This is a genomic window from Pseudomonas sp. NPDC088890 (genome assembly GCF_044900155.1).
GTDB lineage: Bacteria > Pseudomonadota > Gammaproteobacteria > Pseudomonadales > Pseudomonadaceae > Aquipseudomonas > Aquipseudomonas urmiensis.
This window is the reverse complement of the sequence record NZ_JBJDNG010000001.1, coordinates 929,558-953,615: the sequence shown is the minus strand read 5'-3', so window position 1 is coordinate 953,615 and position 24,058 is coordinate 929,558. Positions and strand designations below refer to the sequence as shown.

Here is a 24,058-nt window from a genome sequence, read left to right as displayed (position 1 = left end):
AGGTATTGGGCAGAACTTACAATGAGTACCGATGGCGTGATTAAACTCCACACCGCTCTAGTGCAGCCAGGAGCTCTCGATTGCTTCCCCCGATCAGGCTCGTCGCCTGGGCGGCACGCTTCAACAGCATTAGCCGGGCTGCTTGTAGCTGATCCTTGTTGAATCGCTCGGATGGGCCAGACAACGTCAAAGCCCCTTTAAACTCATGGTCGACACCAAATACAGGGGCAGAGATCGACGATGTCTCGGGATCACGCTCCCCAAATGAGGTTGCCCAGAACTGCTCCCGCACCTCAGCCAAAGCGCGATCCGCTGGCGGGCCAAATGCCCTGAGGATCTTCCCGGAAGCCCCGGCATGCAGCGGAAATCGATCACCCTCATGGATGCTAAAGCGTACTGCGCGTTTAGGTTCAACACGGAACAGCACCACCCGTATATCGTTCTCGATCACGTAGAAGGACGAGGTCTCGCCGCTCTCCTCAGTGAGCGCTTCGAGCACCGGGTAAATCGTGTCTCGCAGCCGGAAGGAAGATTGGTAAATCTGAGCCAGGCGCAAGGGCTCATGACCCACAGCATACTGTCCATCAGCCAGTCGCCTGATAAATCCAGCCCTCTCCAGAGAACTCATGAGCCTAAGGATGGTGCTTTTATACAACCCCGTGCGACGAGCGATTTCAGCTAACGGGAGAGTGCTTCGATCAGGCTCGAAAGCCCCGAGAATCGCAAAAGCTCTATCAACCGCCGCCACCCCACCGTCAGCATTGTTCTTGGAAGCATCGGCTACCACTGGCTCATCTTTTGGCGACATAGGCTTATTCTCGGCGCAATCATGAAAAAGCGGCCCCTCAAAGGGGCCGTTCAGATGGCTGATACCTTACCTGTGAGTACGGTTGGCAGCTAGTCCATTCTCCAGAACACCGTTCTACTGGAAGAACTTGCGCATCAGGCATCGCGCATGAACAGTCGCAGGGACAACGCCATCAATGCAGCAAAGAACAGGATGCATCCCATGACCATTAGGCCCGCCGTGAAAGACTGGGTGTAGTCCTTCAGGAAGCCCATTAGGTAGGGCCCGACAAATCCGCCGAAGGCACCGATAGAGTTGATCAGAGCAATACCCCCAGCAGCGGCTTGGCCACTCAGGAACTTCGCCGGCAACGTGTAGAAGATCGTTTTCGCCGAGATTGTTCCCACCAAGGCCAGGGTGATGCCTGCCAGCGCTGGGATCAGGGCGTTCATGTTCAGCGCAAAGATCAAGGCAAGACCGGCCAGTACCAGCGCAATGATCAGGTTCAAGATCCCGCGGCCGCTCCGGTCGACATGCTTGGCCCAGAACAATAGGCCGATGGTTGAGAAGAAGTACGGTACTGCAGCGACCCATCCGATCAAGCTTATTTCTACACCCTGCGCCTTCAGCATCTGCGGCAGCCAGATACCGATACCGTAGGTGCCGATGGTGAAGCTGAAGGTGATGGAGCTCAGGATCCACACTCGCGGATCCTTGAGTGCTGCAGCGAAGCCGTGGCTTTTTTGGGTATTGGCCTTTTCCTTCTCCAGCATACCGGTGAGAGCATCCTTCTCTTCCTGGGACAACCACTTGGCCTCACTAGGCCGGTTTGCAAGCACCTTCAAAGTGATGAACCCCAGCACACAAGCTGGCAAACCCTCAATGATGAACATCCATTGCCAACCCGCGAGCCCCCAAGCACCGTGCATTTGCAGCAGGTAGATAGAAAGTGGGCCCCCCACAAGGAAAGAGATCGGCGTTGCAACCGTGAACCAAGCCAGTACCCGAGTACGGTATTGGGCTGGGAACCAGAGGGTGAGGAAGAAGATTACGCCAGGGAAGAAGCCGGCCTCGGCAACCCCCAAAAGGAAGCGAACAACATAGAAACTATAGGGGCCGATAACGAATGCCGTGGCTGCTGCGGCAAGCCCCCAGGTGATCATGATTCGGGCCATCCAGAGGCGTGCGCCGAACCGGTACATAGCCAGGTTACTGGGTACTTCGCAGAGGCAATAGCCCACAAACATGATCCCTGCACCTAGGCCAAACTGAGCGGCAGTAAGCCCGAGCTGGTCGGTCATCTGCAGGGCTGCGTAACCAACACTGGTGCGATCCAGGTAGTTGAAGAAATAGGCCAGTGCCAGCAATGGAATCAGGCGCCAAGCGGCCTTCTTCATTGCTCTTTGCTGCAACGCAGATGTGGCTTCAGGCAGCGGCATGGACAAATGGGTATCCGGGGTCGTGACATTAGCCATGACTGTATCCTCGGTTTTGTTGTTATGAATACCGTGGCTGGATGGGCCATCGGTGAGCGCAGACCGGTGGTACGTCCCGTACCTTCAGTGCTGCTGATTTCGCCCGAGAATCATTTCGAGCACGACGTAAAAGTCATCTGGAGCGGGTCTTCAAAGCAGACCCGCACCGAATCCGATCAAGCGGTTTTGATCGCGCCGGTAGACTCGAGCTGAATGATCTGGTCGTCGTCGTAACCCAGCTGTGCAAGCAGCTCCCTCGAATGGCTGCCTAGCTTCGGGACATTGAGACGAGCCCCGAAACGCTGGCCGTTCATCTCCAAAGGCAGCATCGGCACCTTCACCTGCTCGCCATCTGGCAACGTCAGCTCTGCCAAACCGCCAGACTGCTTGAGGTGCTCATCCTCAAACATGTCTTCCGGTCGTTGGATGGGGGAAAACGGCAAGCCGGCTTTCTCACAGAGCGCCATCACGGTCTGCTTATCCATGCCAGACAAGCGCTCCCGCACCAGAGGGATTATTCGATCCCGGGCTGAAACCCGCTGGTTGTTCCGGCGCAGGCCGGCGTCATTTCCAAGTTCAGGGAAGTCGAAGGTTTCGCAGAAAGAGACCCACTGACTGTCGCTGACGACGCCCATAAAGACCTGCTCACCTTCCTGGGCAGTCTCGAACACGTCATAGATGGCCCACGCCGAAATTCGGCTCGGCATTGGTGCCGCCGCTTTACCAGTCACGACTTTCTGCATCATGTGCTGAGCGACAAGGAATGCCGAGTTTTCGAACAGACCGGTCTGTACGAACTGACCACGGCCAGTCTCTTTGCGCTGCAGCAGGGCAGCAAGAATAGAGACAGTGCTGAACATACCGCCCATCACGTCGTTGACAGAGGCTCCGGCGCGCAATGGGCGCCCGACAGGCCCCGTCATGTAAGCCAAGCCCGTCATCATCTGTACGACCTCATCGAGCGCCGTGCGCTTCTCGTAGGGGCCTGGCAGGAAGCCCTTCATCGAGCTGTAAATGATGTCCGGCTTGATGGCCTTGACCTGCTCATAGCCCAGGCCCAATTTCTCCATGGCGCCAGGGCGGAAGTTCTCTGTAACGACATCTGCCGTGGCGAGCAGTTTCTTCACCGCAGCCATGCCTTCTTCGGACTTGATGTCTACCGCAAAACTTTTTTTGTTGCGGTTGTAGGTCATCCAGTAGCCGGCGCCAGAACCCATCAGACGGCGAGTGTTGTCACCCTCTGGAACGGGTTCTACCTTGATGACCTCGGCACCGAGATCGGCAAGCAGCAACCCGCAGGTTGGGCCCATCACCATGTGAACAAACTCGACTACGCGAATACCTGCCAGGGGCAGAGACTGCACTTCTTGCTGGCTCATACGGCCTCCTTCGCATAGATGAAATTCTTGCCGACACCGGCATCTGGAATGAAGCCGTACACGGGTTCGCCTGGTAGCCCACGGCGAAGCACTTCACGCGCCGCAACCAAGCGATCAATGTCCACACCGGTTTTCAGGCCCATGCACTCCAGGAGATACACCAGGTCTTCAGTGACGATGTTGCCCGAGGCCCCCGGTGCGTATGGACAGCCACCCAAGCCGCCTTGGGAGCCATCGAAGGTCTTCACGCCTGCCTCCAGAGCGGCGACGACGTTGGCCAGCCCCTGGCCGCGAGTGTTGTGGAAGTGGGCGCTGCCTGCGAGCGCGCCGAGCTCTTGGAACAGGCGAGTGAACAGTCGACGCACTTGAACCGGGTTGGCGTAGCCGACCGTGTCTGAAAGGCCGACCTCGTCTACTCCCAGTTCCGCCATTTTCAAGGCAATCGCCATGGTCTCGTCGTCAGTTACAACACCTTTAAGTGTGCATCCGAAGGCTGTCGAAACGCCGGCTTCGATCAGGACATTCGGGAAGCGCTCATTACGCAAGGCAACCACCGCCTGAACCTCATCAAAGACTTGAGCGTGTGTCTTGCGGATGTTTGACAGCGAGTGCTGCTCGCTCACGGAAATGGGCAGCGTGATCTTGTGCACACCCGCGTTGAAAGCGGCTTCGGCACCCTTGAGGTTCGGCACCAGCGCAGTGACGAAAAGACCTGGCAGAGTCAGGGCGTGGGCTACTACCTGGGCAGTATCTGCCATCTGCGGCAGCAGCTTTGGCGATACAAATGACCCGACTTCGATTTCTCTCAAACCGGCGCCCGCCAGAGCCGAAATCCACTCCAGCTTCAACTCGGTGGGCATGCTGGCCTTGACGCTCTGTAAGCCATCTCTGGGCCCGACTTCGCTGACGAGGATGTCGATATCTGTCGCTTTTTTCACGGAGGTTCTCCTGTAGCTGGGGAGAGCCTGCCCGAACATTCATGCAGTGCAGCAACAAGGCGGAGCGCTGTTTTTATGATTGTTCTGTCAGGCAGAATTGCGTTCTGTTTCAGTATCTCCCCACATTTCCGCATCTGTCAATGAGGCTGACGATGAACGGAGGTGGTTGCCTTTTCGGCTGGCTTTCGAAAGAGAGGGAGCGCTTCCAGCGAGACTTGACAGCAAAGAAAATAGCTTGGAAAGTGTTCTACCAAGAGCAATATCGTTCCATCTAACAGAACGATTGCTCGAAACAACAAGATATCCCAGGCAACGTACACTGATGAGATTGGCCCAACCCTGCCGTTTGAGCCTCAGCGTCTGGCGCCTGTTTTTACATGGAGATTTGCCATGAGCCTGTATGCCCCTCCCGAGGAACGCCCAACCGAAGTCTTCAGCAGACTGCCGAAAGAGTTTTGGCGTGATGGGGATTCCGACTGGGTGAGAGCCAATAAAGCAGGCCAGCAAGTCGCGAGTTTCCTGGAAGGGCCCTCCTTCGACCAGGCCGGCAATCTCTATGTCACTGACATCCCATATGGCCGAGTCTTCCGGGTTTCCCCACAGGGTGACTGGGAGCTGGTTATTGAATACGACGGCTGGCCCAATGGTTTAAAAATCCATCGTGACGGTCGGATTTTCATTGCCGACTACAAGAACGGTATCCTCGTTCTCGACCCGATCAGCAAACGCATCGAGCCATTCCTGACGCATCGCCGGAGTGAAAGCTTCAAGGGTGTAAATGATCTGTTTTTTGACCGCCAAGGGCACCTCTTCTTCACCGACCAAGGTCAGACAGGCATGCACGATCCATCGGGTCGAGTTTTCCGCTACGACCTGGAGCAACAACGCCTGGATTGTTTGGTGGATAACGGCCCTAGCCCTAATGGCCTGGTGCTGGATCTTGAAGAAAAAGCGCTGCTGGTAGCGATGACTCGCGCAAACGCAGTATGGCGACTCCCACTACAGCCCGATGGCACTACTTCCAAAGTGGGTGTCTTCACCGCCATGGCCGGGGGCGTGAGTGGCGCTGACGGTATGGCCTTGGATGAGTCAGGAAACCTGTATGTCTGCGATGCAGGCAATGGATGCGTGTGGGCATTCGACTCCCACGCCGTGCCGCTCTATCGATTCAAGTCATGCACTGAAGGTCGCACTCTTACCAACCTCGCCTTTGGTGGCGAAGGTAATCGCGGCCTATTCATTACTGACTCATCGACAGGTCACATATTGAGGGCTGACCCCGGCCACGCAGGGAAGCGAATGTTCTCGCACGCGCCAGCCTAACTACTTCGTACTGCAGCCCTGTGCACATGGCGCACGGACCTTGCTCGCACCTCAAAAGAGCCTGGCGAGCCATAGAACTCATACAAAACAGATAATAAGAGGGCAAACATGCTCACGCTCTTGAGCTACACAATGATCGTCTGCTTCATGTACCTCGTCATGAGCAAACGGCTGTCACCACTGGTGGCGCTCATCCTGGTGCCAGTTGCATTCGCCAGCCTAGGCGGGTTTGCAACACAGCTTGGCCCGATGATGTTCGATGGCGTGAAGATGCTGGCCCCGACCGGGATCATGCTGACCTTCGCGATCCTCTACTTCTGCATGATGACCGATGCAGGCTTGTTCAACCCGCTGATCAAGCTGATCCTCAAATGCGTGAAAGGCGATCCGCTGAAGATTGTCATCGGCACCGCTGTGCTCGGAATTTGCGTGGGCCTGGACGGCGACGGCGCCACGACCTACATCATCACCACCGCAGCACTCCTTCCGCTATACCGACGTACAGGGATGAGCCTGCAGGTTCTGGCCACCGTTCTGTTGCTGACCAACGGAGTGATGAACATCCTCCCTTGGGCGGGGCCCTTCTCGCGTGCGGCAAGCGCCATGCACGTAGACATCACTGAACTGTTCATCGAGATGCTGCCACTGATGATCGCGGGTGTGGGCTGGGTGATTTTCGCGGCGTTCTATCTGGGTAGTCGGGAGCGCCGTCGTCTGGGTGTCGTGCAACTCGATCACGATGAGGTCATGAGCCATTTCACCGAGTTCAAATTGACCGACTGGCGCTTCCTCTTCAACGCTGTACTCACCATCACGCTGATCACCATGATGATGCTCAGCCTCATGCCCCTGCCGATCCTCTTTATGCTCGCCTTCGGCCTGGGCGTATTGGTGAATTTCCCAAGCGTCAAAGACCAAAAAGAAGTCGTCGGTAAATACGCCGACAACGTCATGGCGGTCACCCTGCTGATCTTCGCCGCCGGCATCTTCGTCGGGATCATGTCCGGCACAGGAATGATCAAAGCGATCTCGGCAAGCCTGATCCATGTGATCCCTGAATCCGCTGGTCATTTCATGTCGGTCATCACTGCGTTCCTCAGCATGCCTTTCACCTACGTGCTGACCAACGATGCTTTCTACTTCGGGATCCTTCCCATCCTGGCCGAAACCGCGAGCCATTACGGCATTGGTGCAAAAGAGATGGCCATCGCCGGCTTGATCGGGCAGCCAGTCCATCTGCTCAGCCCGCTAGTTGCCTCAACCTACCTTCTCTGTGGGCTGCTCGATCTGGACTACGGCGACAACCAGCGAGCATCCATCGGATGGAGCATCGGTACGTGCCTGGTAATGTTCGTCGCGGCTATCGCGATTGGCACCATCGACGTTTTCAACTGAGGGTCTTGCTCAACCGCGCAAGACGCAGGTGGGCAAGCACACCTGCGCTTGAAGTCGGCTTCGTTAATGGAGCCCGCTATTGCTGCAACTGACGCCAAAATGCCTCGGCAAATGGATTAATGGATGCAAGTGGGCGTGTGAGGTTGATATCGAGAGGTATGTCCCAGCTGGCATCCAGCGCCCTTACCAATCGACCATCTACCACCTCCTGTTCCGTCAGGCTTCTTGGAAGCCAGGCCACCCCCTTACCCTCAAGAGCCATCGACATCAGAACTGCGGCGAGATGGCTGCTGAACGCCGGTTGCAACTTCAGGTTGGCGTGCTTGCCGCGCAAGCGATGGTTAACGATACGCCCCAGTCCCGACTCGTCGGTGTAGGCAAGATAAGGGATAGCCGAGTGCGAAGGATCGATGCTGGCTGCCGGGCTTGCTAGAGGAATCAGGATGTCATCGTCGACTTTCTTACTGACGTATTGATCGGGCGGCAACAGCGCCGGCACCTCGGGGTGGCCATGGCAAAGCAGGAATTGCACCTGGCCGTGCATGAGCATCTGCTCACAGCTGGCCATGCTGTCGGAATGTAGCCGCACGGCCTCGATGGGCGCCCCGACCAGCACATCTGATCCACCTTGGGAAGAACGTGAATGACAGGGAGTGAGTAGCCGCAAACTGCAGCACCTTGGCTACCTTGCCGGCTACCTCCTGGGCTTCGGAGCGGATTCGATAGAGTCTGCCCACCTCATCGAGCACACCAGGCAAGATTAGCTTGCCTGCCTCTGTCAGCGTCGCGCCTTGAGGCGTGCGGATGAACAACTCCACCCCCATCCAGCTTTCCAGCGAACGGATTCTGCGGCTGAACGCCGGTTGGGTGATATGACGTGCGTCAGCCGCGCGAACGAAGCTTCCGTTCTCAGCCAACGCAATGAAGTCCTCTAGCCAGACGAGTTCCATGGGCAATGCCGTTTCAGCATGGGGTGCTGGATTAATAGCATTGGGCGCACGCTTTCGCCAAGCATACCGTGAAGCCTCCAACAACAAAGAGGAGCGCATCATGCGTATCGTCGACATCCGCGAAAAGACCGTATCCATCGCCTCGCCCATCGCCAACGCCTACATTGATTTCTCCAAAATGACCTGCTCAGTTGTTGCCGTGGTCACCGACGTGATCCGCGACGGCAAGCCTGTAATCGGCTACGGCTTCAACTCAAACGGTCGCTACGGTCAAGGCGCATTGATGCGTGATCGCTTCCTGGCTCGCATTACCGAAGCCGATCCAGAGTCGCTGATCGACAAGGAATACGACAACCTTGACCCGTTCGCCATCTGGAAAACCCTGATGACCAACGAGAAGCCTGGTGGGCACGGCGAGCGCTCGGTGGCCGTTGGTACCATCGATATGGCGGTCTGGGATGCCGTGGCCAAGATCGAAGGCAAGCCACTGTATCGCCTGCTGGCCGACCGCTATCGTGGTGGCAAGGCTGACGACAAGGTCTGGGTTTACGCAGCAGGCGGTTACTACTACCCAGGCAAGGACGACACCAAGCTGCAGGACGAGATGCGCGGCTATCTGGATCGCGGCTATGACGTTGTCAAAATGAAGATCGGCGCAGCGCCGCTGGCAGACGACATCCGCCGCATCGAAGCGGTGATCAAAGTGGTCGGTGATGGTCGCCGCCTGGCTGTCGATGCCAATGGCCGCTTCGACCAAAAAACCGCCATCGCGTACGCCGAAGCCCTCAAGCCGTACAACCTGTTCTGGTACGAAGAAGCAGGTGACCCGCTCGACTATGCCCTGCAGGCAGAGCTGGCGAATCACTACGAACTGCCAATGGCGACCGGCGAAAACCTGTTCTCGCACCAGGACGCCCGCAACCTGCTCCGCCATGCAGGCATGCGATCTGATCGTGACTACGTGCAGTTCGACTGCGCCCTTTCCTACGGCTTGGTCGAGTACATGCGCACCTTGAAGGTCATGGAAGAGCTGGGCTGGTCTTCCCGTCGAGTCGTCCCCCATGGCGGCCACCAGATGTCACTGAACATCGCAGCAGGCCTGCACCTGGGCGGTAACGAGTCCTACCCCGATGTGTTCCAGCCCTTCGGCGGATTCGCGGATGGCATCCGCGTGGAAAACGGCTATGTCGGGCTGCCGGACATTCCAGGCGTTGGCTTCGAAGCCAAGTCCGCGCTGTATGCGGTCATGCGGGAACTGGGAGAAGGCTAATCCTCAAATGTTGCTGCCTTGACCACGAGGCAGCACTACCAAAGCGTCAGGATGACGCTCAGCACACAGCCGATCACAACAATAAAATGAGGTGCGCTCGTGGAAACGACCAAGTCCCGCTGGTACAGCCAGCTCTATATCCAGGTATTGATTGGCATCGTCATCGGCGGGCTGATTGGGTACTTGGAGCCTGCCATAGGTGCAACGCTGCAACCCTTTGCAGATGGTTTTATCAAGCTCATCAAGATGCTGCTCGCTCCGATCATTTTCGGGACGGTAGTGGTGGGTATCGCCAAAATGGGCGACATCAAAGAGGTGGGTCGCATCGGCGTGAAAGCGCTGATCTATTTTGAAATTCTCTCAACGCTGGCTCTGATTATCGGCCTGGTAGTCGTCAACGTCGTCAAGCCGGGCGTAGGGATGAACATCAACACCAATACCTTGGACGCAAGCGCTATCGGCAAGTACAGCCAAGCCGCCCAGGAACAGGGCGGAACTGTCGACTTTCTCCTCAACATCATCCCTCACACCTTCATGGATGCCTTCGCGAAAGGCTCGATGCTGCAGGTGATTCTACTGTCGGTGCTGATGGGCGTTGCCTTGGTGCAAATGGGCCCAACCAGCAAACCGCTGATCAACATCATCGACCTGTTCCTGCATGGCCTGTTCAAGATTGTCGCAATGGTCATGCGTCTGGCCCCAATTGGAGCGGGTGCCGGGATGGCTTTCACCATCGGTAAGTATGGAGTTGGCACGCTTCTGTCACTGGGCCAATTGCTGATCGCCCTGTACGTGACCACCCTGATCTTCATTGTGGTGATTTTGGGGGCAGTAGCTCGCTGGTCTGGCCTTCCGCTGACGCAGTTCCTGCGCTACTTCAAGGATGAAATCCTGGTCACATTGGGTACCTGCTCAACCGAAGCCGTGCTACCGCGAATGATGGCAAAGCTTGAAAAGCTCGGCTGCAAGAAATCCGTGGTGGGAATGGTGCTACCCACCGGATACACCTTCAACGCCGACGGCACCTGCATCTACCTGACCATGGCTGCGATCTTCGTGGCCCAGGCGACCAACACACCGTTATCGATCATGGATCAGCTGGTCTTGCTGGGTGTTCTCCTACTCACTTCGAAGGGTTCTGCAGGTGTCGCAGGTGCGGGCTTCATCACACTTGCCGCGACCCTCACCACCATTCATTCAATTCCTCTCGTTGGTCTTGTACTGCTGCTGGGCATCGACAGGTTCCTCAATGAAGCCAGAGCAGTAACCAATCTCATCGGAAATGGCATTGGCACCATCGCAATAGCGAAGTGGGACAACTCGTTTGACGTAGAGACCGCTAAGCGGGAAATCGCTGCCCTCAATAACGAAAAGGCAGCCGGTAAAGAAGAAGTTTACGCGCCACAAAAATGATGCAGAACGCCGACGGTCTCTTCAAGGCGCAGGCGTCGGCGTTTTATGCAGAGTTGGCCGAGACCTTTGTCAGAGCGGGTACGGGTTTCAACTGAAGAAGGTCCGTAGTCTTCGAGCAGCCCACCATGCCTGCAATGCGGGACGCCTCGAAAAGTCGAAAGCCTGCTCTACATGGCTAGCGTCGCTGGCCTGCGATTTGTGATAACACTCAGCGTGGCTGCGATGAGCAAGAATACGCCACTGGCAAGAAAGGTAGCCGGGTAGCCGATCCCGTCGTACAACAAACCGCCTACTGTTGCGCCTGCAGTGATAGCCAATTGAATCACCGCCACCATTAGCCCGCCACCGGCTTCTGCATTGTGCGGCAGCGCCTTGGCCAACCAGGTAAACCACCCCACTGGCGCACACGTTGCGATCAGTCCCCATATGCCGAGTAAAACCGCAACTGGAACTATCCAGCCACCCACAGCGATAGCGGCGAATGCGATGGCTGTCATGATCAACGGTATTCCCACCAGAACGCGATTCAGGTTTCGGCTAACAAGAGGGCCGACCAACATAGTGCCCAGCAAACCTGCGGCACCGATAATCAACAGTAGAAGCGAGAGGGTGGGCACATCGACACGCGTGACCGTTTCCAGGAAAGGTCGTAGATAAGTGAACAGTGTGAATTGTCCCATGAACAGGAAGGCTACTGCAGCCATACCGAGGGCGACCTTGCTATCTACCAGCAAACGCAGGGATCCGAGGGCCGATACTTGGGTTCGTTCGCTCGGCATGGCTGGCAGCGTGAAGGCTTGCCAGATCAACGCCAAGGCGGCCAAAGGCACAACGCAAACGAATGCTCCTCTCCAACCAATCATGCCACCCAGATAACTTCCAGCGGGCGCCGCAATTGCCGTAGCCAACGCGGTACCGCCCTGCATAACGGCAATGGCCTTGGGCACAAGCGCCTCAGGTGCGATGCGCATCATCACTGCAGTGGACATCGACCAGTAGCCGCCAATGGCAATGCCCAGCACGGCGCGCCCTACCATCAACGTCAGGTAGTTTGGGGCAAACGCCACCATCCCCCCGGAAACCAGCATGAGCGAAGTTGTGACCAACAGCACAGGCTTGCGGTCGATCCCCTGGGTGACGGTGGCAAGCAGCAGACTGGTGATTACAGCGAACAAACCCGAGATGGAAATGGCCTGCCCAGCTTGGCCTTCGGTAAGTGACAACTCGGACGCAATCGGCGTGAGCAAGCTCACTGGCAGGAACTCAGAGGCCACCAGGGCGAAGGCACAGAGCGACATCGCAAGGACAGCGCTCCATATCTGACGGCTTGAATGTTGAAGGGATATTGCAGTGCTGCTCATGGCGTTTCTCGATGTATCCATTTCAAAAGACACGGATGCCCTAGCCCAGCGTGTAAGAGCGGGGCCCAGTGACAGCAGTAGTTACTTGAGGTTCTCGCCGAAGAAAGTGGTCAACGTGCTGAAGGGGATCAATTCAACGCGGTCGTAGAGATCGACATGGCCTGCGCCTGGTACGATTACCAGCTCTTTAGGCTCACCGGCCAGGCGATAGGCCTCCTCGCTGAACTCACGGGAATGAGCGTTCTGCCCTGCAATGAACAGCATCGGACGTGGCGAGATCGTCTCGATGTCATTGAACGGATAGAAGTTCATGAACCTGACATTACTGGTCAGCGTGGGATGCGTCGTCAGAAACGGCGACAACCCTTTGGGGGTGAACTCACCGCGTGGGGTGCGGTAGAAATCGTAAAACTCCCGCTCGATGTCATTGGACTGCTCAGTCAGCTGATCAACCGTGCCGCTGGTGTATTGGGTGTCCCCACCGGCAAATTCGACATCACGCTGGGCAGCCGCTTCGGCAATAACCTGCTTGCGCTGCTCGACAGTAATACCCTGCTTGAGTCCATTGCGATTGGCGGCGCCCATGTCGTACATGCTGACCGTCGCAATGGCTTTCATGCGTGGGTCGATCTTCGCGGCACTGATGGCGAAGCTACCGCTGCCGCAGATGCCCAGTACGCCAATACGGTCACGATCCACGAAGCCCTGGGCGCTGAGATAGTCGACTGCCGCACTGAAGTCTTCGGCGTAGATGTCCGGTGATACCAGGTTACGTGGACGCCCGTCGCTTTCGCCCCAAAACGACAGGTCGATGGCAAGGGTAACGAAGCCCTGTTCAGCCAGTTTCTGTGCGTAAAGATTCGAGCTCTGCTCCTTCACCGCCCCCATTGGGTGCCCGACGATGATGGCAGGATGCTTGGCATTGACGCTCTGTTTTCTCGGAAGGTACAGGTTGCCGACCGTGGTCATCTGGAACTGGTTTTTGAAGGAAACCCGTTCGAGTGAAACCTGCTCACTCTTGTAGAAATTGTTGGCCCCATAGGACATATCGGCGGCTCCCGCAGTGAATGGAATGGCCATCAAGGCAAACGCAACGAATAAAGACCTCATGCACATCTTCCTGTCTGCTCAAAATGGAAGTGCAACGAGTGGCCTTCATTGCTAAGAACACTGACCATCTCGCCTAGCCCTAATCTTCTGCGCGTGAAGCGGCGCATCAGTAGAGCAAACGGTCAGTTTTCTTGCCTAAATGTCCAGACCGTACACTTCGGACATGGACAGCTGAAGTGACGCGCAAGTAGTGTTTTGCCATACGATGATCGGAACCCTCACCATGGCCGCCACCGCACCGCTACCCGTAAGCACGAACCCACTGGCCACCCTGTGCAGGGTGATCGGCGCCCACGCGCCCACTGCTGGTGATTTCGCGACAGGCATTGCCGACCTCAGCGTGTATAGACGTAACGCCCCAGCCCCTCCAATCACCTGCATCGTCGAGCCGAGCATCGTGCTGGTCGCGCAGGGCGCCAAGGAAATGGTCATTGGCGGTGCTGTATTCCCCTACGATACGACTCGCTTTCTGGTCACCTCGCTAAACATTCCCGCCAATTCAGCCGTCACGATGGCCAGCGATGCAGCACCGTGTCTTGGCTTGGTATTCAAGCTCGACCTGCGCACGCTGGCGGAGCTGATTGCGCAAGATGGTCATCTTCCTGTAAATGGTCAGCCTTTCCATACCAGCGCTGGCGTGGGAGAACTGAGCCCGAAATTGCTGGAGAGCTTCGCCCGTCTGATTCAGCTGCTAGAGGAGCCGGCTGCGATACCGGTACTTTGGCCTCTGGTACAACGAGAGATCCACTATCGGTTGCTGTTGAGTGACCAGGCCCCTCTGCTGCGCCATATCGCCTCCGTAGGCAGCAAGGGCCATCGAATTGCCAAGGCCATCGACTGGATGAAGCTGAACTACGCCGCGCCGCTGCGAGTGGACGAACTGGCCTCCCGGGTTCAGATGGGGCTCTCCACCTTCCATCAGCATTTCCGTCAGCTCACCGCCATGAGCCCGCTGCAGTACCAAAAATGGCTGAGGTTGAACGAGGCAAAAAGGTTGATGCTCAACGAGCATCTGGATGCCGCTACCGCTGCCTTCAAGGTCGGCTATGAAAGCCCGTCACAGTTCAGCCGCGAGTACGTGCGTCAATTCGGTACACCGCCAAAGCGCGACATCGCAGAACTGCGCTCAAGTGCAGAGAGAGCTGCTGCCGTCACTCCTGGCCTACCTTGAGCCTCAGCGCTCGAGAAGCCGGTCAACCCGGGGTGGGGCAGCAGAAAGCAGGTCAGGGAATACGCTCGAATGGCCTTTTACCCTCCCCAACGCATATTACTAGGACGCAATCGCTGAGCGTCGGACTCAATCGAAACTAGACCTCAATTTTGTCTATCGAGAAAACCGTCTGGAAGTTGTCCGGGCGCAGCATTTATCACTTCATCATTATCAGCGCCGCGTTGTTCCATAAATGTTATTTTGGCAAATTCGCTGATAATGACATAAGGGTACGCCGGGCCCTCGTCTCGAAATCGATTCATGTCCTCTATGAAGTCATTCTGGTAGCAGATTGTTTTCTCCGGGTGCTGCCCTTCTCCAGCAATCCATTGGGGGAAGAAAATTGTTCCGTGAAGTCGGCGTTGCGCAACGTCGAACAAAAGGCTCACACAGGTCCCGGTCGGCTCATGCCAATCAACTTTGAAAAGACCCGCGCCGACTTGTACCAAGGTCATCGTTTGATGCGTTACCCACCGTCCGCCGACTAGCCCCTGATGAATTCGGTAGTCACAAGTGTGCGCATTACGAGCGTACCATTCATATTTCCAACCGTTGGCGTACGTATAGATGAAGTGGGTACCGATGAAAGATGACAAATCCTGAGCCGGCTCTATATCAGTGATATTTTGCATGGAAGCTCCTATTTCCATAGAACGGAACGGTGATCGCGATCTGACCGATTGCTTTGAGCGGTTATCAGACTGAACCATGAATTAGATAAGTTCATGATTGAACACAGCTTCTTGAACACGATGTTTCAGGCTAGCAGGGCGATGCGGCCCTCGCCAGTCGACCCCTGCATATGAAGCTGGGCGGCAAGGCTGATCTCTGAGACAGGCATTTCAAACAGAGGAATGTGAATGACCGCAATGGATCGAAAGGATTACCTGAAGACCACCTGCGACACCCCTGCTCACGTTTGCCCCCGCATGCGGTGCTTGGAGTGGTGCTCGTGAGTGCCATGGTCACAGCATTCGTGTGCTTCTTGACTACCGAACCAGGGCCAGGGCGGAATAAGTCCTCGATGGCTTATTGAGCCACCCCTACGAACCCCCTAGCCATGAAAAAGGGGAGCTTTCGCTCCCCTTTGCTCTCAGGTGATCACCTCACCTTCACGACCACCTTGCCTTTGGCTCTGCCTTGCGCGACGTAAGCCAGAGCATCACGCGTCGAGCCCAACGGGTAGGTGCGATCTACCACAGGCTTGATATCGCCGGCTTCAACCAGCTTGGCCAGTTCAGCCAGTTGCGCACCACTCTCCCTCATGAACAGAAACTTGTAGCTGACGCCCTTCTGCTCAGATTTTTTCCTGATCCCACGGCTGATCAAACGCACGACCTGCTTGAACAACCAGGAAAGGCGAAGCTGCTCAGCAAACTCAGGGGTAGGTGGGCCAGAGATGGAAATCAACTGACCACCTGGCTTCAGTACCTGGAGGGATTTTTCGAGAACATCACCGCCCAGCCCACTGAGCACGACATCGTAATCACTCAACTGCGATTCGAACTGCTGGGTCTTGTAATCGATCACCACATCGGCACCCAGCGCCTTAACCCACGGCACATTGACGGTACTCGTGGTTGTTGCGACGAATGCTCCCAGGTGCTTGGCGACTTGGATGGCGATGCTACCGACGCCACCGGAGCCGGCATGGATCAAAACCTTTTGCCCTGGTTGAACGTTAGCCATTTCCGCCAAAGCCTGCCAGGCAGTGAGAGCCACCAATGGCAGTGAAGCCGCCTCCTCCATGCTCAGATTGGTAGGCTTGGGCGAGACTGCCGCTTCGTTGACGGCGACGAATTGCGCAAAGCCGCCCATACGCGCCTGGTCTACACGTGCGTAGACCTCGTCGCCCACACGCAAACGACTGACTTTCCTACCAATCCGCTTCACGCTGCCAGCGACATCGTTACCCAAGATCAGGGGCATCTGGAAAGGCAGAATCAACTTGAACTCGCCCTTGCGGATTTTGATATCAAGAACGTTCACGCTTGCAGCGTGAGTCTCAATCAAAACATCGAAATCGCCCACCTTGGGCTCTGGAACTTCAGAGATATCACCAACGACATTTTTGCCGTAGCGATCAATCAGAAACGCTTTCATGTCTTCAGCATTCCAAAATGTTGACGTGCCCGAAGTGCTGGAGGATCAGGCAATCACCAATTTTCTTTGAACGGCCTAAGGTCGAGTTCTTGAGTCCAGGCGGATCGTGGCTGGCGATGTAACGTCCAGTAGTTTTCAGCAATCGCCCCGTATCCCAACAGCCCTTCTGCCCCGATGCTCTCCACCCTGGCCGGGGCGGCATTTCGCAGTCGGTCACCCAGGATGCCGCCATCGATCACGACGTGAGCAACGTGAATGCCGTTAGGCCCATACTCGCGTGCCATGCTCTGGGAGATCATTCGCAATCCCGCCTTGGCGGCGGCAAAGTGGGCAAAGCCAGGCTTGCCCCTCAAGCTTCCAGAAGCACCGGTAAAAATCACGGTGCCTCGCCCGAGAGGAACCAGCCGCCTGGCTGCTTCTCTGCCAACGAGGAAGCCGGCGTAGCAGCCTACTCGCCAAAAGTCCTCGAACTGGCTGGCCGTGAGCTGAGTGAAATCGATCAGGGCGTTATTGCCCGCGTTGAAGACCACGACGTCAGCAGGGGCTCGGCCCGCGCCTGGAGACATCGCAAGATCAAACGCTGCGATGACTTGCCCTTCGACGGTGACATCAGTCTGCAACGCTTCGGCGCTCCCGATGCCGGAACTCCGAATGTCTGCAACGACTTCCTCGATCTTTTCCAAGGTTCGGCCTGTGACAATGACGTGATACCCCTCTTGGGCAAAACGCTTACAGACCGCTCCCCCAACACCGCGGGTAGTGCCAACACCAAACACGATTGCGCTAGGCTGACTCATTTATCCGACTCCTCGAAGTGATGGCCTCACTCGTTCACATTGACCACAGTACGTCCACGCACCTTCCCTTCGAAAAGCTCGCGAACAACGCGCGGTACATCTGCCAAACCAACGGTTTGGACGGTCTGACCCAGCTTGACCAAATCGAGGTCGCGTGCCAGGCGAGACCACGCTTGAAGGCGCACTTCACGCGGTGCATTCACCGAGTCGATCCCGGCAAGCGTCACGTTGCGCAGAATGAAGGGCAGCACCGACCCAGGAAGATCAGCGCCTTGAGCCAGGCCAAAGGCGGCTACCACACCGCGATATTTCGTTTGAGCCAAGACGTTGGCCAGGGTATGGCTGCCAACCGAGTCTATCGCACCGGCCCAACGCTCTGCCCCGATTGGGCGACCTGCTTCAGACAACGTATGACGGTCGATGACCTCAGCGGCACCAAGCGACTTGAGGTAATCCGACTCGCTGAGACGACCTGTTGAGGCGACCACTCGATAACCAAGCTTCGCCAGCAGCGCGATAGCGATAGAGCCAGCACCTCCGTTGGCCCCGGTCACCAAGATATCGCCACGCTCGGGAGTCAGTCCGCCGTGCTCGAGAGCCAGCACGCTCAGCATCGCTGTGTAGCCAGCGGTTCCGATAGCCATGGCATCTTTGGTGGTGAATTCATCCGGGATTTTGACCAGCCACTCACCCTTCACCCGGGCCTTCTGAGCAAACCCACCATGGTGGCTCTGGCTAAGCTCCCAGCCATTTGCGAGCACCCGATCTCCTGCCTTGAATTCCGGGTTGCTCGACTCGATGACGGTGCCAGCCAAGTCGATCCCTGGGATCAAAGGGTAGCTGCGCACAACACCACCCCGCCCCGTGAGTGCCATCGCGTCTTTGTAGTTCACCGTGGAGAACTCCACAGCGACCGTGACGTCCCCTGGCATGAGATCCGCTTCAGAGAAATTCACCACGTTCGACGAGACCGATTCGCCCTCTTTGGTGAGAAGCAGCGCTTTGAATGTCATGAGTTACTCCTTCAGCAAGAAAAACGGGAAGCCCCGCTCTTGCTCAAATGTTGATAAATGGATCAGGCAGCAAGAAATGCGAGCGCTTTCGCGGAGAAGTCAGCGTGGTTCTGGAAAATCCCCCCGTGGCCCGCATCCTCGTAGATAACCAGCGTAGAGCCGCAAATGCGCTCTGCCATATCACCGCTCAGTTCGGACGGCACCATGATGTCTTGGTCGCCGTTGGCGATGAGTACGGGAATATCCAGGCTAGACAAGTCCTGCGGGGCTTGCTGCCCCCAAGCCTGGATGGCTTGAAGCTGGCGACCGAAGACTTCCTGGGGGACTGGAACATCCCGGTCGGTCTGGCGCTCAAGCATGGCCTTCAGAAAAGCGTTGGCAGCCTGCTGGCTCGCCTCACTCGAAGTGAAGAAGAGATAGGTCTTCGGATCGATCCCTTCGGACGTCGCCCTCTCAATCAGCGGCATGGACACTACGGCGACCTGGTCAATGTCCTTACCCCCTGCAGGGCCAGTGCCGGTCAGAATCAGTTTGCGCACCAGGCCGGGTTGGGTGATCGCGATCTGCTGAGCAACAAAGCCACCCAACGAGAAGCCGAAGAGGTCGACCTTGTCGAAGCCCAGCGCCTTGATAAACGCCACGGAATCGCGGGCCATTTCTGCGACGGTGAGCGGCGCAACGCCACCAGACAAACCAACGCCGCGATAGTCCGTGGCAATCACATGGTGATGCTTGGCCAACTCATCGACGATGCGTGGATCGAAGTTGTCGAGAACGGCCCCCCAGTGGTTCAGGAGGATGAGGGGGACACCACCTTTGCGTCCCAGCTCACGGTAAGCGAAGGCAACACCATCGACCTTGAGAGTCTTGTTGGGTGCAGCGATGTACTTGATTTCAGTGTCAAAAGACTGAGTCATGTGGGTAATCTCAAATGGGTAACGGTCCGCTTGCAGCAGCCCAGCAGGCTTGGTCTTACTCTTCCAGGAATTGGAGCGCGTGCTTCAGGAAGCGCTCGGGATACTGGAAATGAGCGGCGTGACCGGAGTCGGGGTAGATCAGCAACTGGGCATCGGGGATGTTCTGCACCAGGTTCCACGAATTGATCGAAGGGATCATGACGTCGTCGACGCCATTGATTACCAAGGTGGGCTGCTTGAGATCGTGGAGGTAGGAGAAGCGGTTCTCTCCCTGCGCCGACTGGACATAGGCTGCAAAAGCAGCGCCCTGGGCCAGGGCGACGTCAATGGAGCTTGGGGTGTCCTGATCGGAACGCTGGTTGCGCCGTTCCCAGAAAGCCAGGCCCGCTTTTTTGGCAGTTTCCGAACGACCGAAGAAAAGAAACAGGAAGTCTTCGATGGTCGGAACGGGGTTCGAAGCGGCTTCTCTCACACCCTCCGCCATGGTTGGATCACCGCCGCGCAGTCCGGTGCCGATCAGCAGGAGCTTGCGCACCAACTCAGGGTGACGAAGTGCCACTTCCTGAACCTGCAGTCCACCGATTGAGAAGCCGAGCAGGTCGACTTGGGTCAGCCCCAAGGCCTTGATGGCTGCTGCAATGTCATCCGCCATTTGCTCAATGGTCGTGGCCGGAATACCCGACGAAGAAGCCACACCTCTACCGTTGAGCAGGATGACTTCACGTCCCGCCGCCAGACCATCAGTGATGATCGGATCCCAGTGATCGAGCCCGCCACGGAAGTGGGCGATGAAGACCAGCGGCACACCAGAAGGGTTGCCCCAGCGACGGTAAGTGAAAGCGTCACCGCCTACTTCAACTGTGCGGGTCGGAACGGTGAAATGGGTATAGCTCATGACGTTTTGCTCTCTCGGTGGAAGACACGGGCTAATGATGATGATCATAATCTTATCAGTCAACGCCTTTGATGATGAACATCATCAATGTATGATATTGGTTGGCTTGATAGCGGAGACAGCACAGAAATGAAGGTCACAAAGGCCCAGGCACAAGCTAACCGGGCCCATATCGTGGAGACGTCTTCTACATTATTCCGTGAACGCGGCTACGACGGCGTGGGTGTTGCCGACCTCATGGCTGCTGCCGGCTTTACCCACGGCGGTTTTTACAAGCACTTCAAGTCCAAGGCGGACTTGATGGGCGAATCCGCGACTTGCGGAATCAATAAGACGGCCGAGCAGCTGCACGGCATCCAGTTGGCCGACTTCGTCAATTTCTACCTGTCTCGCAAGCACCGCGATGAGAAAGGAAAAGGTTGCACGCTAGCGGCACTGGGAGGAGACGCTGCTCGCCAGTCAGATGACATCAAAGCAGTTTACGAGGCTGGAATTGAGGGGGTGCTGGAGGTTTTACAGGGAAACGAGCCTAAGGTAAGCCGGGCGGAAATCATCGATACATTTGCGCACGTCCTCGGCGCCTTGATTCTGTCTCGAGCCTGCCCGGACGATTCTCCGCTTGCTGATGAAGTGCTAAGCGTGTGTCGTGAGCAGATCTTGGACAAATTGGCGCCTCAAGGCGATAAAAAGCAGGTGCAGCAAGGCCGCCAGCCGGTCTGATATTACGAGCTGAACTTGAAGCTTGTCCCGAAATGATAGGAGTTCCGAGCCCCCATTCAGCATCAAGGGACAGCTAACTCTTTGAACAGCCACTGCTTGAACTGAGTCACTGCGTGCGGTTGCCTATGCCGCCGAGGATGCACGAGGTAGTGGCCAACGTAGCGGACACTGTTGCTGACATGCCGAAGCGGGCTGACCAGCCGACCGCTTGCCAGCTCCTGCTCAGCCACCAGGTCAGATTCAAGCACTACTCCCAGGCCGCCCGCCGCTGCTGCAATACCCATGGAGCTTCGATCGAACGCCAAGCCATAACTGTTCGGTGGATGCATTCCATTGGCCGCAAACCACCCTTTCCATTGCACGGATTGACCATCGCTCTGGATAAGAAACTGGGAGTACAGATCCTGCGGGGAGCGAAGATGCTGGGCAACCTCAGGACTGCATAGGGGTGTTAGCTCTTCAATGCGCAGCGGCGTCTTTTCGTGCGAAGAGACCCTGGGTTCGCCGTAGACGATGTCCAGGTCGAAATCATCGTTGTCGAACAGTGCATAGTCAGTACTGGCGGATATCCGCAGGTCGATGCCGGGATGATCACGCAGAAAGCCGGCCAGGCGCGGCACCAACCACTGGCTGGCGAACGTCGGTGCCACGTGAAGGCGCAGCGGCACTGCGGGCTCATTGGTCGCAATCGCCAATCCCCGGCTCATCTCCTCGAAACCACGCTGCACATGATCCAGCAGCATGGCGCCCTCGGTTGTCAGCGCCGTATGGCGCGTACTGCGAGTGAACAGAGAGACTTCAGCGGCGACTTCCAATTTGCGTATGGCATGGCTTACCGCGCTTGACGAGAGATCCAGCTCCTTTGCTGCTTCTACAAAAGAGCAGGTTCGACCCGCCGCTTCGAATACCCTCAGGGCTGAAAGAGGTACCTTTTTCAAGATCTTCATTGGTGAATCCAATTCATTGACTGGCGAATTTAAACCTTTTGTCGAGCCTGTATTTTTACATGATCATCAAGGGGTTACTCAATTCGGCTGGTTACTGATGAATCCGTTGCGTCAGTAACTCCGGATCGCTGGTCACCAATGGAGAACAATATGACCGAGAGTCGCAATGACCATTTTGCCCGGATGTCGACGCATGCCTGGCGAATCCGACGGTTCGCCCTGCGTATGGGCGAAGTCCAGGGCCAAGGATATGTCGGCCAGGCACTGGGCTGGGCCGACGTACTGGCTGTTGCCTACTGCCACGCGATGAACATTCGCGCGGATCAACCCGAGTGGGAAGGCCGTGACCGCTTCCTGCTTTCCCATGGGCACTACGCAATCGCCCTGTATGCCGCGCTGCTGGAAGCCGGCGTATTGCCAGAAGATGAGCTGCAAACCTATGGCTCCGACGACAGTCGCTTGCCGATGTCCGGCATGGCCACGTACACACCCGGCATGGAAATTTCGGGCGGCTCCCTAGGCCAGGGGCTGGCTATTGCGGTGGGTCAGGCGCTGGGTTTGCGCATGAAAGGTAACGATGCGTTCGTCTACAACTCGATGTCCGATGGCGAGCTGGACGAGGGCGCGGTGTGGGAGGCTGCCATGTCGGCTTCGCACCACAAGCTCGGCAACCTCATCAATCTGGTGGACATCAACCGCCAGCAAGCGGACGGCCCTTCCCACGACATCCTCCAGTTCGAGCCTCTTGTCGACAAGTGGGCCGCGTTCGGTTGGCACGTGCAACGTGTCGACGGCAATGATCTGCAGGCTGTGATCCAGGCCTTCGACATCGCGCGGGCGGTACAAGGCGAAAAACCGAGAGTCATTCTTTTCGACACTCTGATGGGTAAAGGCGTGCCCTTCCTGGAGCAGCGTGACAAGAACCACTTCATCCGGGTCGAGCCCCAGGAGTGGCAGCAAGCCCTCGCAGTCCTCGATGAGATCCACGCGCCAAGGAGCCCACAATGACCGCCGCCTCCCCAGCAAAGCCGAAGCTCACCACGTCGTCCATGATCGCGTCCATCGCCAGCGAGGGACAGCGCACCACGCCTGCACCGTTTGGCCACGCCCTGGTCAAGGCAGGCCAGAAGGACCCTCGCATCGTCGGCATGACAGCTGATCTGGCCAAGTACACCGACTTACATATCTTCGCCCAACGCTATCCAGAGCGATTCCTGCAGATGGGTATGGCCGAGCAACTGCTCATGGCTGCGGCTGGAGGTATGGCAAAAGAAGGTTTCGTACCGTTCGCCACCACCTATGCAGTATTCGCCACTCGCCGAGCTTATGACTTCATTCATCAGGTAATCGCTGAAGAGAACCTGAACGTGAAGATCTGTGCAGCGCTGCCGGGCCTGACTACCGGTTACGGCCCAAGCCATCAGGCCACCGAAGACTTGGCGATGATGCGAGCCATCCCCCAGATGATGGTCATCGACCCTTGCGATGCACTGGAGACGGAGCAATGTGTAGCCGCGATAGCGGAGCATAACGGCCCGGTCTACATGCGCCTACCCCGTGGACGCGTGCCCCTCATCCTCGATGAGTACGACTACACATTCGAGCTGGGCAAAGCCAAGCTGCTACGTGACGGCAAAGATGTGCTGATCATTTCCTCGGGCCTCATGACTATGCGCGCCCTTGAAGCAGCAGACGAACTGGCCAAGCACACAATCGACACCGCGGTCTTGCACGTACCGACGATCAAGCCGCTCGATGTCGCGACCATCCTGGAACAATGTCGCCGCGAAGGCCGGCTGGTTGTCATCGCGGAAAACCACACCCAGATCGGTGGCCTCGGTGAGGCCATAGCCATGGCGCTGCTACTAGCCCGCGTGCAACCGGAAGTTCGTCACGTGGCGCTGCCTGACCAGTTCCTGGATGCAGGTGCGCTGCCGACCCTTCATGACCGCTACGGCATTTCCAAAGAAGTCATGGTCGCCAACATCCAGCGTTGGCTGGGCTGATCGATTGCTGATCTGCGATGGCCGCTCACTCTGCGTTGCCCACTGCCCG

General features: G+C 56.9%; 21 protein-coding genes and 1 pseudogene. 8 read left to right on the top strand and 14 right to left on the bottom strand.

Annotation, left to right across the window (positions count from 1 at the left end; translation table 11 throughout):
- Window positions 1-40: 40 nt before the first annotated feature.
- The 4 genes from ACI2JX_RS04345 to ACI2JX_RS04330 form a co-directional block, all read right to left on the bottom strand.
- The gene (locus ACI2JX_RS04345; RefSeq protein WP_264233559.1) at window positions 41-808 is read right to left on the bottom strand and encodes an IclR family transcriptional regulator; all 768 of its coding nucleotides are present in this window, start codon (window positions 806-808) and stop codon (window positions 41-43) included.
- A gap of 134 nt (window positions 809-942) precedes the next feature.
- Window positions 943-2,262: an MFS transporter gene (locus ACI2JX_RS04340; protein WP_264233557.1), complete on the bottom strand. Its 1,320-nt coding sequence runs from the start codon at window positions 2,260-2,262 to the stop codon at window positions 943-945.
- A gap of 176 nt (window positions 2,263-2,438) precedes the next feature.
- Window positions 2,439-3,641: a CaiB/BaiF CoA transferase family protein gene (locus tag ACI2JX_RS04335; protein ID WP_404689470.1), complete on the bottom strand. Its 1,203-nt coding sequence runs from the start codon at window positions 3,639-3,641 to the stop codon at window positions 2,439-2,441.
- Window positions 3,638-4,579 carry a hydroxymethylglutaryl-CoA lyase gene (locus ACI2JX_RS04330; RefSeq protein ID WP_404689469.1) on the bottom strand — a complete coding sequence of 314 codons (942 nt, stop codon included), beginning with the start codon at window positions 4,577-4,579 and terminating at the stop codon, window positions 3,638-3,640. Before ACI2JX_RS04330 ends, ACI2JX_RS04335 begins: the two co-directional genes overlap by 4 nt.
- 390 nt (window positions 4,580-4,969) lie before the next feature.
- Here ACI2JX_RS04330 and ACI2JX_RS04325 point away from each other — a divergent pair, with 390 nt between their 5' ends.
- Window positions 4,970-5,902: an SMP-30/gluconolactonase/LRE family protein gene (locus ACI2JX_RS04325; RefSeq protein ID WP_264233550.1), complete on the top strand. Its 933-nt coding sequence runs from the start codon at window positions 4,970-4,972 to the stop codon at window positions 5,900-5,902.
- 108 nt (window positions 5,903-6,010) lie between these two features.
- Window positions 6,011-7,297, top strand: a complete 1,287-nt coding sequence (locus ACI2JX_RS04320; RefSeq protein ID WP_404689468.1) for a CitMHS family transporter — start codon at window positions 6,011-6,013, stop codon at window positions 7,295-7,297.
- A gap of 76 nt (window positions 7,298-7,373) precedes the next feature.
- Here the strand turns inward: ACI2JX_RS04320 and ACI2JX_RS04315 are convergent.
- Window positions 7,374-8,247: pseudogene (locus tag ACI2JX_RS04315) on the bottom strand (LysR family transcriptional regulator).
- A 100-nt stretch (window positions 8,248-8,347) separates the two neighbouring features.
- On the opposite strand from ACI2JX_RS04315, the gene ACI2JX_RS04310 reads away from it, so the two are divergent.
- Entirely contained in the window at window positions 8,348-9,517 is a 1,170-nt protein-coding gene (locus tag ACI2JX_RS04310; protein ID WP_312151289.1) for a mandelate racemase/muconate lactonizing enzyme family protein, read from the top strand.
- A 99-nt stretch (window positions 9,518-9,616) separates the two neighbouring features.
- Window positions 9,617-10,930 carry a C4-dicarboxylate transporter DctA gene (gene dctA, locus ACI2JX_RS04305; protein ID WP_264233541.1) on the top strand — a complete coding sequence of 438 codons (1,314 nt, stop codon included), beginning with the start codon at window positions 9,617-9,619 and terminating at the stop codon, window positions 10,928-10,930.
- A gap of 167 nt (window positions 10,931-11,097) precedes the next feature.
- On the opposite strand, the gene ACI2JX_RS04300 is transcribed toward dctA, so the two are convergent.
- Together ACI2JX_RS04300 and ACI2JX_RS04295 are read right to left on the bottom strand one after the other, a co-directional pair.
- The gene (locus ACI2JX_RS04300; protein ID WP_312151288.1) at window positions 11,098-12,291 is read right to left on the bottom strand and encodes an MFS transporter; all 1,194 of its coding nucleotides are present in this window, start codon (window positions 12,289-12,291) and stop codon (window positions 11,098-11,100) included.
- An 81-nt stretch (window positions 12,292-12,372) separates the two neighbouring features.
- Window positions 12,373-13,401, bottom strand: coding sequence for an alpha/beta hydrolase (locus tag ACI2JX_RS04295; RefSeq protein ID WP_404689467.1), 1,029 nt, complete (start codon window positions 13,399-13,401; stop codon window positions 12,373-12,375).
- 223 nt (window positions 13,402-13,624) lie between these two features.
- Here ACI2JX_RS04295 and ACI2JX_RS04290 point away from each other — a divergent pair, with 223 nt between their 5' ends.
- Window positions 13,625-14,572 (top strand): AraC family transcriptional regulator N-terminal domain-containing protein, encoded by a 948-nt coding sequence (locus tag ACI2JX_RS04290; protein ID WP_404689466.1) that lies wholly within the window; start codon window positions 13,625-13,627, stop codon window positions 14,570-14,572.
- Between the two features lie 143 nt (window positions 14,573-14,715).
- Here ACI2JX_RS04290 and ACI2JX_RS04285 read toward each other — a convergent pair whose 3' ends face one another.
- The 6 genes from ACI2JX_RS04285 to ACI2JX_RS04260 form a co-directional block, all read right to left on the bottom strand.
- Entirely contained in the window at window positions 14,716-15,243 is a 528-nt protein-coding gene (locus ACI2JX_RS04285) for a phenolic acid decarboxylase (RefSeq protein ID WP_404689465.1), read from the bottom strand.
- Window positions 15,244-15,712: 469 nt separating this feature from the next.
- Complete coding sequence (locus tag ACI2JX_RS04280; protein WP_404689464.1) at window positions 15,713-16,714, bottom strand: NADP-dependent oxidoreductase; 1,002 nt, start codon at window positions 16,712-16,714, stop codon at window positions 15,713-15,715.
- A gap of 53 nt (window positions 16,715-16,767) precedes the next feature.
- On the bottom strand, window positions 16,768-17,511 hold the full coding sequence (locus ACI2JX_RS04275; RefSeq protein ID WP_404689463.1) for an SDR family NAD(P)-dependent oxidoreductase: 744 nt from the start codon (window positions 17,509-17,511) through the stop codon (window positions 16,768-16,770).
- A 26-nt stretch (window positions 17,512-17,537) separates the two neighbouring features.
- On the bottom strand, window positions 17,538-18,524 hold the full coding sequence (locus ACI2JX_RS04270) for an MDR family oxidoreductase (protein ID WP_404689462.1): 987 nt from the start codon (window positions 18,522-18,524) through the stop codon (window positions 17,538-17,540).
- Window positions 18,525-18,586: 62 nt separating this feature from the next.
- Complete coding sequence (locus ACI2JX_RS04265) at window positions 18,587-19,441, bottom strand: alpha/beta fold hydrolase (RefSeq protein WP_404689461.1); 855 nt, start codon at window positions 19,439-19,441, stop codon at window positions 18,587-18,589.
- 55 nt (window positions 19,442-19,496) lie between these two features.
- Window positions 19,497-20,336, bottom strand: coding sequence for an alpha/beta fold hydrolase (locus tag ACI2JX_RS04260; RefSeq protein ID WP_404689460.1), 840 nt, complete (start codon window positions 20,334-20,336; stop codon window positions 19,497-19,499).
- A gap of 129 nt (window positions 20,337-20,465) precedes the next feature.
- On the opposite strand from ACI2JX_RS04260, the gene ACI2JX_RS04255 reads away from it, so the two are divergent.
- Window positions 20,466-21,056: a TetR/AcrR family transcriptional regulator gene (locus ACI2JX_RS04255; RefSeq protein WP_312151297.1), complete on the top strand. Its 591-nt coding sequence runs from the start codon at window positions 20,466-20,468 to the stop codon at window positions 21,054-21,056.
- Between the two features lie 62 nt (window positions 21,057-21,118).
- Here the strand turns inward: ACI2JX_RS04255 and ACI2JX_RS04250 are convergent, their stop codons facing one another.
- Window positions 21,119-22,003 carry a LysR substrate-binding domain-containing protein gene (locus tag ACI2JX_RS04250; RefSeq protein ID WP_264233525.1) on the bottom strand — a complete coding sequence of 295 codons (885 nt, stop codon included), beginning with the start codon at window positions 22,001-22,003 and terminating at the stop codon, window positions 21,119-21,121.
- Window positions 22,004-22,153: 150 nt separating this feature from the next.
- On the opposite strand from ACI2JX_RS04250, the gene ACI2JX_RS04245 reads away from it, so the two are divergent.
- Window positions 22,154-23,011: a transketolase gene (locus tag ACI2JX_RS04245; RefSeq protein WP_264233523.1), complete on the top strand. Its 858-nt coding sequence runs from the start codon at window positions 22,154-22,156 to the stop codon at window positions 23,009-23,011.
- Window positions 23,008-24,009, top strand: coding sequence for a transketolase family protein (locus ACI2JX_RS04240; RefSeq protein ID WP_404689459.1), 1,002 nt, complete (start codon window positions 23,008-23,010; stop codon window positions 24,007-24,009). The genes ACI2JX_RS04245 and ACI2JX_RS04240 overlap by 4 nt, the downstream gene beginning before the upstream one ends.
- Window positions 24,010-24,058: the final 49 nt, after the last annotated feature.